The following is a 12917-nucleotide window of genomic DNA, read 5'->3' as shown; positions in this document are numbered from 1 at the left end:
GATGCGTATGCCGACCATTCTCAAAATCCTGCTGGGCAACAAGAAGGCTGCCTGCGGCCTCGTCATCGTCGTTACCTTCGTGCTGATGGCGCTGTTTGCCCCCCTGCTGGCCAGCAACGAGCCGACCAAACGGGTTGCCCGCCCCCACCAGCCGCCCAGCGCCGAGTTCGTGATGGGCACCACCCGCATGGGCCACGATATCTGGTCCCAGTTCACCAACGGCGCCCGTATCTCCTTGCTGGTGGGCTTTAGTGCAGGCCTGCTGGTCTGCACCCTGGCCGTCGCCATCGGCATCACCGCAGGCTACTTTGGCGGTCTGGTGGATGAGTGCCTCACCTTCCTGATGAACGTGGTGCTGGTGATCCCCAACCTCCCCTTGCTACTGGTGCTGGCGAGCTTTATCGGGGAGGCGTCGCCGGCGGTCATTGCGGTGATAATAGGGTTGACCTCGTGGGCCTATGGCGCACGGGTCATCCGCGCCCAGACTCTGGCGCTGCGGGAGAAGGAGTTCGTCATCGCCGCCGAAGTGCTGGGCGAGCCGGCCTGGCGCATCATTCTGGTGGAGATCCTGCCCAACCTCATCTCCATCATCGGGGTGAGCTTTATCGGCTCCATCATCTACGCCATCGTCACCGAAGCGACTCTGGAGTTCCTCGGCCTTGGCGACCCGACCGTGGTGAGCTGGGGCATCATGCTCTACAACGCTCAGACCTCCAGTGCCATTCTGGTCGGCGCCTGGTGGGAGATCCTGGCCCCCTGCTTCGCCATCGCCACCCTGGGTGCCGGTCTGGCCCTGCTCAACTTCGCCATCGACGAGATCGCCAACCCGCAGCTGCGCTCCCACAAAGGGCTCAACCGCTGGAAAAAACTCGCCGCGCCAACCCCTTCTGCGGTATCAGCTGTACAGGAGAAGACCGCATGAACAAGCAACCCCTGCTGTCAGTACGCAACCTTTGCGTCGACTACATCACCGAAAATGGCGACGTGCGCGCCGTCAACTCGGTGAGCTTCGATATCAAACAGGGTGAGATCTTCGGTCTCGCCGGCGAGTCGGGCTGCGGCAAATCCACCGTCGCCTTCTCGGTGGCCCGACTGCACAAGCCGCCCGCCTACATCAGCGGTGGCGAAATCCTGTTCAAGGGGGAGAACATCCTCCACTACAACGAGGAGCGGCTGCGCTCCTATCGCTGGCAACAGGTGTCGGTGGTATTCCAGTCCGCCATGAACGCCCTGAACCCTGTGCTGCGGATGGAGGAGCAGTTCTGCGACGTGCTGCTGGCCCACAACCCCGGCATGACCCGCTACGAGGCGATCAAGCGCGCCCAGGAGCTGCTTACCATCGTCGATATTCACCCGAGCCGGCTCAAGGATTACCCGCACCAGTTCTCCGGCGGCATGCGCCAGCGGCTGGTGATTGCCATCGCCATGGCGCTCAACCCCGAGCTGCTCATCATGGATGAGCCGACCACGGCGCTCGATGTGGTGGTGCAGCGGGAGATCCTGCAGAAGGTTTATGCCCTCAAAGAGAAGTTCAACTTCTCCATTCTGTTCATCACCCACGACCTCTCCCTGATGGTGGAGTTCTGCGATCGCATCGGCATCATGTATGCCGGTGAACTGGTGGAGGTTGCCCCCTCCAAGGCGATCCTGACCGCGCCGCTGCACCCCTATACCAAAGGGCTCGGCAACTCCTTCCCGCCTCTGCACGGGCCGAAAAAGGTGCTGGAGGGGATCCCGGGCACCCCGCTCAACCTGCTGGAGGTGCCGGTCGGCTGCCGCTTTCAGGCCCGCTGCGGCAAGGTGCACGATCGCTGCCGTCAGGAGTACACCAGATTGGCCGAGATCCGCCCCGGGCAACAGACCGCCTGCCATCTCTATGACGTGCAGGATGAACAACAAGATCCCCTGATCTATCTGGACAAGGCCGCTGGCTGTTAAGGATGTCTGTCATGCAAATCGCCAAAACCGATGCACCCATCATCGAAGTCCAGCATCTCTACAAGGACTTCCCCGTCAACTCCAATGCCATCAAGAGTGGCAAGATGCGGGCACTCTCCGACATCACCTTCAACCTGCACCGGGGCCGTGCCCTGGCGGTAGTGGGGGAGTCAGGCTCCGGCAAGAGCACCATCGCCAAGATCATCGCCAAGATGTACAAGCTCAGTGCCGGGCGCATTCTCTATCGCGGTCACGATCTGGAGGAGTTCAACAAGGGCACCGCCCTGCTGGACTATCGCCAGAGCGTGCAGATGGTGTGGCAAGATCCATTTGGTTCGCTCAACCCGACCCACACCATCTACCACCACATCGCCCGCCCCCTGCTGCTGCACAGCAAGGTGATCGACAAGAGAGATCTGCCCGACATGGTCTACGCCCTGCTGGAGAAGGTCGGCCTCACCCCCGCCAAGGCGACCGCGGCCAAGTACCCGCACCAGCTCTCCGGCGGCCAGCGCCAGCGGGTCAACATCGCCCGCAATCTGGCGGTGGAGGCGGAAGTGGTGCTGGCGGACGAGCCCACCTCCATGCTCGACGTCTCCATTCGCATCGGCATCCTCAACCTGATGGAGCAGATGAAGGATGAGCTTGGCGTCTCCATGCTCTACATCACCCACGACATCGCCACCGCTCGCTACGTGGCGGAAGATCTGGCGGTGATGTACGTGGGCCACATGGTGGAGTGGGGGGAGGTGGACGAGATCCTGCACCACCCGCAGCACCCCTACACCCAGCTGCTCATCTCGGCGGTGCCCGACCCCGAGAAGAGCATCCACGCCGAGCTTGAGGGTGGCCGCAAGGGGGAGATCCCGCTCTGGACGCCAGAGTCCTGCGGTTGCCCCTTTGCCGGGCGCTGCAATCAGGCGATGCCCCGCTGCAAGGAGAGTCTGCCTGCCATCACCAAGCTTGCCGACAACCACTTCGTGCGTTGCTACCTCTACGAGTGATGGTGAGCATTAGACCGGCCGGACTGCAGAGTCCGGCCATGCCTCAATACGGGGCGGCCACAGCCCCGTGATGTGCCTCACCGCCCGGCGGTGAACCACAGGAGTAATACCTTGATGGAACTCTTGATCAATCAGGTGGGTTACGAGTGCGACGGGCACAAGGTCGCCCTGCTACAAGCCTCCCCCGCCCATGATCTCGGCGGCTACGTCAGGCTGCAACGCCTCGATGATGGCCAGATCCTGTTTGAAACCCCGCTGCAAGCGGCTGGCAGCGTCCCCGGCTGGCAGGGGCGCGCTTACTGGCGCGCCGACTTCTCGGCCTTCAAGGAGCCCGGCCACTACCGGCTGGAGGCGATCACTGCCCAAGGCATTGTCCGCTCGACCCGCTTTGCCATCGGCCAGGATCTGCTGGCCAGCCGCTGCCTCTCCGATGTCATTCACTACTTCAAGGGGCAGCGCGCCAGTGGCACCTTTGATCGGGCTGACTGCAGCGCCCGCCTGTTTGGCACCGACCAGCACAGAGATGTACATGGCGGCTGGTTCGATGCCAGCGGCGACATGAGCAAATACCTGAGCCACCTCTCCTACGCCAACTACCTCAACCCCCAGCAGACCCCCATGGTGGTCTGGTCCCTGCTCAAGTGCCGGGAACTGCTGGCCCCGCGCCGCGATATCGACGGAGTGAACCTCTGCAAACGGCTCAATGACGAGGCGCTGCACGGCGCCGATTTCCTCTGCCGGATGCAGGATGAATCGGGCTTCTTCTTCATGACCCTGTTCGACAAGTGGAGCAAGGATCCCGCCCAGCGCGAGCTGTGCGCCTATGCCACCCAGCAGGGGATCAAATCCGCCAACTGGCAGGCCGGTTTCCGCCAGGGGGGCGGTATGGCCATTGCCGCACTGGCCCGCGCTGCCCGCGAGCACATCGGCGGTGACTTCGATACCAACCATTACGCCGAGGCGGCCAAACGCGGCTACCTGCATCTGCGTGAGCACAACCTTGCCTATCTGGACGACGGGGTCGAAAACATCATCGACGACTACTGCGCCCTGCTGGCGGCGGTGGAGCTGACCCGCACCTTCGGCTCCGAGTGGCTGGCCGAGGCGAGAGTCCGTGCCAGCAAGCTCTGCGCCCGTCAGCGCATTCATCCGGAGCTGGGTCACTACTGGTCGGCCAACGAGGATGGCTCGCGCCCCTACTACCACGCCGCCGAAGCGGGGCTTCCGGTGCTGGCACTGCTGGAATACCTGGGCGTAGAGCCGGATCAGGAGAACAAGGCTCGGGTACAAACTGTGGTGGAGCAGGCACTGGCCGCCGAGCAGGCGCTCTGCGCACGGGCGGGTAACCCCTTCTCCCTCGCCCGCCAATATGTCAAAGGGGTGGATGAAGCGCCGCGCGTCAGCTTCTTTATGCCCCACCACAACGAGTCCGGTTACTGGTGGCAGGGGGAGAACGCTCGCCTGGCCTCGCTGGCCGCCATGGCCTTTGCCGCCGCTGCACAGTTGCCCCAGCAGAGCAGGTTGCTGCGCACTTTCGGTCAGCACCAGCTCGACTGGATCCTCGGGCAAAACCCCTTCAACACCTGCATGCTGGCCGGTCACGGCATCAACAATCCCGCCTATACCGCCGGTTATCCCAATGCGCAGGGGGGCATCTGCAACGGCATCACCTCAGGGTTTGATGACGAAAATGAGGTGGCCTTTATTCCACAGGAGTACAGGGAACGGCTGGATCAGAACTGGCGCTGGGGTGAGCAGTGGATCCCCCACGCAGCCTGGTTTGCCCTTGCCATCAGCTGGCAAAACGCCCTGAGCGATCGAAATGAACAGGGAGGTCGCCATGATTGAGTACTGGGTCGGGGTCGATGGCGGTGGCACCCACACCCGCGCCCGCATTCGGGATCGGGCCGGCAAGCTGCTCGGCGAAGGGCGCGCCGCCGGCTCCAATCTGGAGCTGGGGATCCCTCACGCTCATGCCAATGTGCTGGCCGCCATCGCCAGCGCCCGCCTTACGGCCGGACTCGGCATCGAGTGCGAACAACAGATGGGGGTCGGGCTGGCGCTCGCCTCCGCCGAACTGGCCGACTGCTATCACGCCCTGCTCGAGATGCCCTTCCCCTTTGCCAGCGTCAAGCTCACCTCCGATGCCTTCGGCGCCTGCCTCGGCGCCTTTGGTGGCCGGGAGGGAGCCATCCTGATCGCCGGCACAGGTTCGGTCGGGCTGGTTTATCAGAATCACCAGATCCGCACCTGCTCCGGCCGCGGTTTCCCCATTTCAGACATAGGCAGCGGCGCCTGGCTGGGGCTACGCGCCATCCAGCAATCCCTGCTCTGCCACGACGGCATCCTGCCCCCCAGCACCCTGGCCATCCGTTTGCTCGATCACTTCAAGCGGGATCAGGCCGAGGTAGTGCGCTGGGCTGCTCGCGCCATCCCAGCCGACTACGGCCGCTTCGCCCCCTGGGTGTTCGATGCGGCCAGCGATGGCGATGACCTCGCCAACCAGTTGCTGGATGAGACTTGCACCCAACTCACCACCCTGCTGGAGGGAATGAAGTTGCTGGGTGCCACCGAGATCGCCCTGCTGGGTGGTATCGGCGCCCGCCTCGCCCCTCGCCTTGGCGAGCTGAACCTTGTGGCCCCCAGAAGCGATGCACTCGACGGGGCCATCCTGTTTGCCCAATCAGAGGATTATCCATGTCTACACCCCTGATCCACTCCCGGGTCACCCGACGTGACGGCGAGGATGTCTGGTTTGCCTTCACCCTGTCCAACTTGCCGGCAGAGGCTTGGAAGCTGCACTTCTGTCTGGCACGCCATATCGACCCGGAATCACTGCAAGGGGGCGAGCTTGAGCGCCAGAGCGGTAGCTACAAGGTGCTGATCCCGCAGGCTGGCAGCAACGAGATCCTGTTTTGCTGCCGCCAGACCCCCATCAAGAAGATCTCCGACATGCCACAGGGCTTCTTCCTGAGCCTGCCCGACGCCACCACAGGTCCCCAGCTGCTGCCGGTGACCCTGGCCGCAGAGGAGCTGGGGCTGGAAAATCCGCTCACCCGCAAGCCAGACCTGCCGGACGTCGAACCGCTGCCCGGCATAGTGCCGCAGCCCGCACATCTGACACTGCAGGAGGGATATTTTCGCCTCGCCGAGCGGGCCCACGTGAGCGCCGTTCGCGATATCAGCGGTTTGCTTGGCCACTTCAACGAGCTCACATCGCTTGCGCTGGAGCAGGATCACGACGCAGAGATCAGGCTGGTTGAGACAGCGCTGGCCCCCGAAGCCTACCGGCTCACCATCACCGAAGAGGAGATAGTGATTGCCGCTGCGGGCGAGAGCGGCTGGCGTCACGCTCTGGTCACGCTGGCCCAGTGGTATCTGCAGCACGGCGAGAGCCTGCCCTGCCTGACGCTGGAGGACAGCCCGCGCTTTGGCTTTCGCGCCATCTTTCTCGACTGCGCCCGCCACTTTCACAGCACGGCGACCATCAAGCGACTGCTCAAGCTGATGAGCCTCTACAAGTTCAACCGCTTCCACTGGCATCTGACCGATGATGAGGGGTGGCGCCTCGAGATCAATGCCTTCCCCGAGCTCACCACCGTGGGTGCCTGGCGCGGCCATGATCTGGCCATAGATCCGCAGCTGAGCGGCGGCCCCAACCCCTACGGTGGCTACTACACCCAGAGCGAGGTGCGCGAGCTGGTGGCCTATGCCGCCGGACTTGGTATCACCATCATCCCCGAAATCGACATCCCGGGTCACTGCCACGCCGCCATCAAGGCGCTGCCGGAGCTGCTGGTGGAGGAGGCTGATCGCTCCCGCTACCGCTCGGTGCAGCACTTTGACGACAATGTGCTCAACCCCGCCCTCCCCGGCACCTACCGCTTTCTGGAGGCGGTGCTGGACGAGGTGTGCGAGCTCTTCCCCGGCTCCCAGATCCACATGGGGGGAGATGAAGTTCCAAGCGGCGTCTGGACCGACAGTCCCGCCTGCCAGCAGCTGATGACCGAGCAGGGCTACGCAGACTGCCGCGAACTGCAGGGCCATCTGTTGCGCCACTGCCAGCGCTATCTGGCCGCCAGAGGCAAACAGATGATCGGCTGGGAGGAGATCCTGCATGGGGACAAGGTGAGTCGCAAAGCGGCCATCTGCGCCTGGACCAGCTTTCAGGCGGGGCTGGACGCGGCCGCGGCCGGTTATCCGGTGGTGATGGCGCCCGCCCAGTACCTCTATCTGGATCTCGCCTGGAGCGCCGATATTCACGAACCCGGCCTCTACTGGGCGGGCACCCTCAATCTGGAGCAGATCTACTCGTGCGACCCTGCTCCAGCCGATTTCCATGCCAGCGATAACATCCTCGGGGTGCTGAGCCCCTTGTGGTCAGAATTGATCACCTCGCGCGATCGTCTCGACTACATGTTGTTCCCGCGCATGCTGGCCACGGCCGAGGTGGCCTGGAGCGATCCCGCCCGCAAGGGATGGGAGCACTTCGCCGCCCGTCTGCCCGGCCAGCTGCAGATCCTCGACCAGCTGCAGGTGCGCTACCGGATGCCACAGAGGTAATGTTGTCTTTACTTTGGCGGCCCTCAGGCCGCCTTTTTTCATTCAGCCCCCCCATCCCCTGATATCAGATATTCCACCCTCTGCCACGCCTTGCTCCCGGCCCTGCCGAGAAGCCACAATGACCCATCCACCCAACGGCAACAGCAGACTCTCCATGTATCACCCCTCCCATGAAAAAATGGCCAGAATCGAGGCGATTATCGCGCTTATTCCTGCAGGCAAGGTGGCCAGCTACGGTCAGGTGGCCGATCTTGCGGGTCTGCCCGGGCGGGCAAGGCTGGTGGGCAAGGTGCTGCGGGAGACCGACAAGGTGCTGCCATGGCATCGGGTGCTGGGCGCTGTTGGTACCATTTCGTTACCCAAAGGGTCTGAAGGATTTGCCACCCAGGTCGGCTTGTTGCAGGAAGAGGGGGTTGCCGTGATTGGCGGGCGAGTCAGAATGCGGGATTGGCAGTGGCAGCCCGACCTGGCCGAGCTGCTGTTTTTACTGCCATTTTGATATTGTTCTTCACCTGAAGTGGTGATTGTTGGGCTGACGCTTACTCCAGCGGAGCCAGGATCTCGTCACTGCGTACCTGCACCGGAATGGTCTCATCTTCGCGCTGCAGCAGCACCAGCAAGCTCTGCCGGTCTACTTCCAGCACATAGGCCGCCCCTTCACGGGTCATGCAGCTCATGCCCGGCCGGATCTCGTGTATCTCCATCACCACCTCCCTGTTACAACGCTGCACTCCTTGCAGCTGGTACTCAGTATATGCTGCTCAACAAGCAAAGAGGCCCCTTGTCGGGGCCTCTTTCTCATCAGGCTTTCTTCGCCTTTGGCAAACTCTCTTGCCAAGTGCCGTTATCGTAGTGAGCGGTCCAGCCGGTCGCCTTGCCGTTGACCTCGGTCATCACGTACTGCTCCTTGGTCTTGCGACTGAAGCGCACGATGGCCGGGTTGCCATCCGGATCGGTGAGCGGGGCTCCCGCCAGATACTTGTGCTTGGCCGAGATGCGATCCTTGAAGCGCTTGAGCTCCTCAACCAGCGGCGCGCGGGTCTCGCGCGATTTGGGGAAGTTGCTGGCCGCCAGGAACAGACCGGCAGCCCCGTCACGCAGCACAAAGTGGGCGTCGGATTGGGTGCACTTGAGCTCGGGCAGTGGTACCGGATCCTCTTTCGGCGGCGCGATGTCACCGTTTTTCAGGATCTTGCGGGTGTTCTTGCAGGTCTCGTTGGTGCAGCCCATGTACTTGCCGAAACGACCGTTCTTGAGCTGCATCTCGCTGCCGCAGCGGTCACACTCGATGCTCGGCCCTTCGTAGCCCTTGAGCTTGAACTGACCTTTTTCAATTTCGTAGCCATCACAATCGGGGTTGCGACCACAGACGTGCAGCTTGCGGCTGTCGTCGATGATGTAGGCATCCATCGCGGTGCCGCACACGCCGCAGCGGTGCTTGGCGCGCAGCGCTTCGGTTTCCGCCTCTTCGCCATCGGTGGCGGAGACAAACTCGTCGGCAGAGACCAGGTTGATGGTCTTCTTGCAGCGCTCTTTCGGCGGCAGGGCATAACCGGAGCAGCCAAGGAAGACACCTGTGGTAGCGGTACGGATACCCATCTTGCGACCGCAATCAGGGCAATCGATATCGGTCAGCACCATCTGGTTGGCACGCATGCCACCCTCTTCCGGCGCCTTGTCCGCTTTCTCCAGCTCATGGGTAAACTCGGCGTAGAAGGCATCCAGCACCTTCTTCCACTCCAGGCTCCCTTCGGCGATGCCATCGAGCTTGTCTTCCATCTTGGCGGTGAACTCGTAGTTCATCAGCTCGACGAAGTTCTCAACCAGACGGTCGGTGACAATCTCGCCCATCTTCTCGGCGAAGAAACGGCGGCTATCGACCCGCACATACCCGCGATCGACGATGGTGGAGATGATGGAGGCATAGGTAGACGGACGGCCAATGCCGCGTTTTTCCAGCTCACGTACCAGCGCTGCTTCGGTGAAGCGTGCAGGCGGCTTGGTGAAGTGCTGGCGCGGATCCAGCTTGACCAGCTTCAGAACCTCGCCGACAGTCACTGCCGGCAGCTGGCTATCTTCGCCCTTGCGACCCATCGGCGGCAGCGCCTTGGTCCAACCGGCGAAGCGCAGGGTACGGCCACGGGCCTTGAGCTCGAACTCGCCCGCCTTGACGGTCAGAGTAGAGGAGTCGTACTGAGCCGGGGTCATCTGGCAAGCAACAAACTGACGCCAGATGAGGTCGTACAGACGCATTGCATCCGGCTCCATCCCTTCCAGCATCTCGGCGGTCACCTGCACGCTGGAGGGGCGGATCGCCTCGTGTGCCTCCTGGGCATTGGCCTTGGCGCCATACAAATTCGGCTCGGCCGGCAGGTAGGCTGCGCCATACTGCTCGCCGATGTATTCCCGCACCGCGTCCACGGCCTCTTTGCTGAGGTTGGTGGAGTCGGTACGCATATAGGTGATGTAACCCGCTTCATAGAGACGCTGGGCCATCATCATGGTCTTCTTGACCCCGAAGCTTAGACGGGTAGAGGCCGCCTGCTGCAGAGTGGAGGTGATGAAGGGCGCGGACGGCTTGGAGCCGGTCGGCTTGTCTTCCCGGTTCACTACCTTGTAGTCGACTCCTTCCAGGGCGGCGACAGCAGCGAAGGTCTCGGCCTGGGTGACCGGCTTGAAGTCGGCGCCGTTGCGGCTGACCACTTCCATCCGCAGATCAGCCTTGTCACCAGTCAGCAGGTCAGCGTTGAGATCCCAGAACTCGACCGGCACGAATGCCTTGATTTCGCGCTCTTTATCGACGATCAAGCGCACCGCGACGGACTGCACCCGACCGGCAGAGAGGCCGCGAGCCAGCTTTTTCCACAGCAGCGGAGAGACCATGTAGCCCACGACGCGGTCGAGGAAACGACGGGCCTGCTGGGCGTTGACGCGGTCAATGTTGAGCTCGGAGGGCTGGGCAAACGCCTCCTTGATGGCGGTTTTGGTGATCTCGTTGAACACCACGCGCTTGTAGCGGCTCTCGTCGCCACCGATGATCTCGCGCAGGTGCCAGGCGATCGCTTCCCCTTCTCTATCCAAGTCGGTTGCGAGATAGATGGTGTCAGCCTTCTCGGCCAGACTCTGCAACTCGCTGACCACCTTCTCCTTGCCGGGCAAAATCTGGTAGTTGGCCTGCCAGCCCGCAGTCGGGTTGATCCCCATCCGGGCAAACAGGGCTTTGCGCTCCTTGGCTGCCTTTTCGGTTTCGCTCAACTTGATGCCGCGAATGACGGGTTTCTTGGGCTCGGTGCTGGCGCTGCCGCTGGTGGGCAGATCGCGAACATGACCCACGCTGGATTTCACCACGTAGTCCTTGCCCAGATATTTGTTGATGGTCTTGGCCTTGGCCGGAGACTCCACTATGACCAGTGATTTGCCCATGCTGTAACTATTATCCTCATTGCACCCGACGGGGTTGGTGTGCGGTTTTGTGGGGCTGTATAAGAGATTTGACGGGAAAAAGCAATCTTGTGACTCAATTTGCCTGACCAGCCCCTACCGCGCTGCTTCTTTATTTATTAATGCGAAGGGTCAGCGTCGGGTGCAACCGCTTTTTCATTTTTCTGCCATACGGCCCCTCTTTTTATATCTGAAACGACATAAAAACGTCTGCTGGTTACCGGCTTGTTACAAAAACATAAAATCTCTTTATAATGGCCCCACCCCGACGCATTGTGCGCGGAAGGAATCCGCTACCCATCATAAAAATCGAAAGGATGTACTCAATGAAGCACTTCGAGGTCAATTTCGACGGACTGGTCGGCCCGACCCACAACTACGCCGGTCTCTCCTACGGCAACGTTGCCTCCCAGAACAACGCCCAGGAAGCCTCCAACCCGAAAGAGGCGGCCAAGCAGGGGCTGCGCAAGATGAAGGCGCTGACCGAGCTCGGCATGACCCAGGGGGTGCTGGCGCCACAAGAGCGCCCTGACCTTGCCACCCTGCGCCGCCTCGGCTTCACCGGCAGCGATGCCCGGGTGCTGGAGCAGGCCGCCAAACAGGCTCCTGCCGTACTGGCAGCCTGCTATTCAGCCTCCAGCATGTGGACTGCCAACGCCGCCACCGTCTCCCCGAGTGCCGATACTCAGGATGGCCGCATTCACTTCACCCCCGCCAACCTGACCAACAAGTTTCACCGTTCACTCGAGCCGGATGTCACTGGCCGGATCCTGCGCGCCGTGTTCAATAACGAGCGCCACTTCAGTCACCACCTCCACCTGCCGGAGAACGACCACTTCGGCGACGAAGGGGCGGCCAACCACACCCGGCTCTGCCGCGCCTATGGCGAAGCGGGTGTCGAGCTGTTCGTCTATGGCCGCAGCTCCTTTGATCTCTCCCGCCCGGCACCAAAGCGCTATCCGGCCCGCCAGACTCTGGAGGCGAGTCAGGCCATCGCCCGCCTGCATGGTCTTGATGAGGAGAGCGTGGTCTTTATCCAGCAAAATCCGGAGGTGATCGATCAGGGGGTATTCCACAACGACGTGATCGCTGTGGGTAACCAGAATGTGCTCTTCTTCCACCAGCAGGCATTTCTCAACACCGAACAGGCGCTGGCTGAGGTGCAAACCAAGTTTGGCGAAGGGGAGCTGCACTTTATCGAGGTGCCGACCGCCGAGGTATCGGTGCTGGATGCGGTGAAGTCCTATCTGTTCAACACCCAGATCCTCACCCTGCCCAATGGCGAAATGGCGATCATCGCCCCTACCGAATGCCGCGACAATCCGGCGGTGTCGGCGTACCTGAACAAACTGCTGACTATGAACACGCCTATCAAGGCCGTTCACTACATGGACGTCAAGCAGAGCATGCGTAATGGCGGCGGCCCCGCCTGTCTACGGCTACGGGTCGCCATGAACGATGCCGAACTCGCGGCGGTCAATCAGGCCTGCCTTATCGATGAAAGCCAGTTCACCCGTCTCGATGGCTGGGTCGATCGCCACTATCGTGACCGCCTGACCCTCGACGATCTGCGTGATCCGACCCTGGTACAGGAGTCTCGCAGTGCACTGGACGAACTGACCCAGATCCTGAAACTGGGGTCCATCTACCCGTTCCAGCGCTAATCATCGCACCAGAGCTCAAGCTCAATTCAGCAAAAGACCGCCATGTCAGGCGGTCTTTTTGTCTGTCTCTCAACAAATTCTGAATTTTTCGACCTGAGCCCGCAACGGGACTGCATAGAAAAGCAGCGCACAACTTGCTGATAAGTCTGAATTTTGAGCACGATGTATCAAAAAATCGACGAACAGTCATTTTTTGCTGCCAGAAACGCTTCAAGGGGTTCACAAAGAGCGAAGATCTGTTAGTATGCGCCTCGCACTTGGGGAGGGGTTCCCGAGCGGCCAAAGGGATCAGACTGTAAATCTGACG

The 12917-nt window shown here is 61.6% G+C and carries 10 protein-coding genes; 8 read left to right on the top strand and 2 right to left on the bottom strand.

The annotated features are described in order from the left end of the window. The first annotated feature begins 1 nt into the window (after window position 1). The 7 genes from NOM67_RS10045 (at window position 2) to NOM67_RS10015 (ending at window position 8004) form a co-directional block, all read left to right on the top strand. Window positions 2–922 (top strand): ABC transporter permease, encoded by a 921-nt coding sequence (locus NOM67_RS10045; protein ID WP_041208962.1) that lies wholly within the window; start codon window positions 2–4, stop codon window positions 920–922. Next, window positions 919–1938 (top strand): ABC transporter ATP-binding protein, encoded by a 1020-nt coding sequence (locus NOM67_RS10040; protein WP_255936567.1) that lies wholly within the window; start codon window positions 919–921, stop codon window positions 1936–1938. The genes NOM67_RS10045 and NOM67_RS10040 overlap by 4 nt, the downstream gene beginning before the upstream one ends. Window positions 1939–1949: 11 nt before the next feature. Then, window positions 1950–2942: an ABC transporter ATP-binding protein gene (locus tag NOM67_RS10035; protein ID WP_185226709.1), complete on the top strand. Its 993-nt coding sequence runs from the start codon at window positions 1950–1952 to the stop codon at window positions 2940–2942. A gap of 114 nt (window positions 2943–3056) precedes the next feature. Beyond that, complete coding sequence (locus NOM67_RS10030) at window positions 3057–4790, top strand: glycoside hydrolase family 9 protein (protein ID WP_255936563.1); 1734 nt, start codon at window positions 3057–3059, stop codon at window positions 4788–4790. Then, window positions 4783–5655: a BadF/BadG/BcrA/BcrD ATPase family protein gene (locus NOM67_RS10025; protein WP_255936561.1), complete on the top strand. Its 873-nt coding sequence runs from the start codon at window positions 4783–4785 to the stop codon at window positions 5653–5655. Before NOM67_RS10030 ends, NOM67_RS10025 begins: the two co-directional genes overlap by 8 nt. Further along, the gene (locus NOM67_RS10020) at window positions 5640–7505 is read left to right on the top strand and encodes a beta-N-acetylhexosaminidase (RefSeq protein ID WP_255936559.1); all 1866 of its coding nucleotides are present in this window, start codon (window positions 5640–5642) and stop codon (window positions 7503–7505) included. The genes NOM67_RS10025 and NOM67_RS10020 overlap by 16 nt, the downstream gene beginning before the upstream one ends. A 154-nt stretch (window positions 7506–7659) precedes the next feature. Further along, a complete protein-coding gene (locus NOM67_RS10015) occupies window positions 7660–8004 on the top strand; it encodes an MGMT family protein (protein WP_156853482.1) in 345 nt (114 codons plus the stop codon). Between the two features lie 40 nt (window positions 8005–8044). Here NOM67_RS10015 and NOM67_RS10010 read toward each other — a convergent pair whose 3' ends face one another. Continuing rightward, window positions 8045–8209: a hypothetical protein gene (locus NOM67_RS10010; protein ID WP_165791285.1), complete on the bottom strand. Its 165-nt coding sequence runs from the start codon at window positions 8207–8209 to the stop codon at window positions 8045–8047. Window positions 8210–8306: 97 nt separating this feature from the next. Beyond that, window positions 8307–10928: a type I DNA topoisomerase gene (gene topA, locus NOM67_RS10005; protein ID WP_255936552.1), complete on the bottom strand. Its 2622-nt coding sequence runs from the start codon at window positions 10926–10928 to the stop codon at window positions 8307–8309. Between the two features lie 344 nt (window positions 10929–11272). On the opposite strand from topA, the gene astB reads away from it, so the two are divergent. After that, window positions 11273–12610, top strand: a complete 1338-nt coding sequence (gene astB / locus NOM67_RS10000) for an N-succinylarginine dihydrolase (protein WP_255936549.1) — start codon at window positions 11273–11275, stop codon at window positions 12608–12610. Window positions 12611–12917 lie beyond the last annotated feature (307 nt).

It is taken from the genome of Aeromonas sp. SG16 (assembly GCF_024436135.1).
In the GTDB taxonomy this organism is placed as follows: Bacteria; Pseudomonadota; Gammaproteobacteria; order Enterobacterales; family Aeromonadaceae; genus Aeromonas; species Aeromonas jandaei.
This window is presented reverse-complemented; position numbering and strand designations above follow the sequence as displayed.

Excerpts from the sequence above, each read along its gene's own strand:
- NOM67_RS10045 (WP_041208962.1), top strand. The coding sequence starts at position 2 with ATGCGTATGCCGACCATTCTCAAAATCCTGCTGGGCAACAAGAAGGCT.
- NOM67_RS10040 (WP_255936567.1), top strand. The coding sequence starts at position 919 with ATGAACAAGCAACCCCTGCTGTCAGTACGCAACCTTTGCGTCGACTAC.
- NOM67_RS10035 (WP_185226709.1), top strand. The coding sequence starts at position 1,950 with ATGCAAATCGCCAAAACCGATGCACCCATCATCGAAGTCCAGCATCTC.
- NOM67_RS10030 (WP_255936563.1), top strand. The coding sequence starts at position 3,057 with ATGGAACTCTTGATCAATCAGGTGGGTTACGAGTGCGACGGGCACAAG.
- NOM67_RS10025 (WP_255936561.1), top strand. The coding sequence starts at position 4,783 with ATGATTGAGTACTGGGTCGGGGTCGATGGCGGTGGCACCCACACCCGC.
- NOM67_RS10020 (WP_255936559.1), top strand. The coding sequence starts at position 5,640 with ATGTCTACACCCCTGATCCACTCCCGGGTCACCCGACGTGACGGCGAG.
- NOM67_RS10015 (WP_156853482.1), top strand. The coding sequence starts at position 7,660 with ATGTATCACCCCTCCCATGAAAAAATGGCCAGAATCGAGGCGATTATC.
- NOM67_RS10010 (WP_165791285.1), bottom strand. The coding sequence starts at position 8,209 with ATGGAGATACACGAGATCCGGCCGGGCATGAGCTGCATGACCCGTGAA.
- topA (WP_255936552.1), bottom strand. The coding sequence starts at position 10,928 with ATGGGCAAATCACTGGTCATAGTGGAGTCTCCGGCCAAGGCCAAGACC.
- astB (WP_255936549.1), top strand. The coding sequence starts at position 11,273 with ATGAAGCACTTCGAGGTCAATTTCGACGGACTGGTCGGCCCGACCCAC.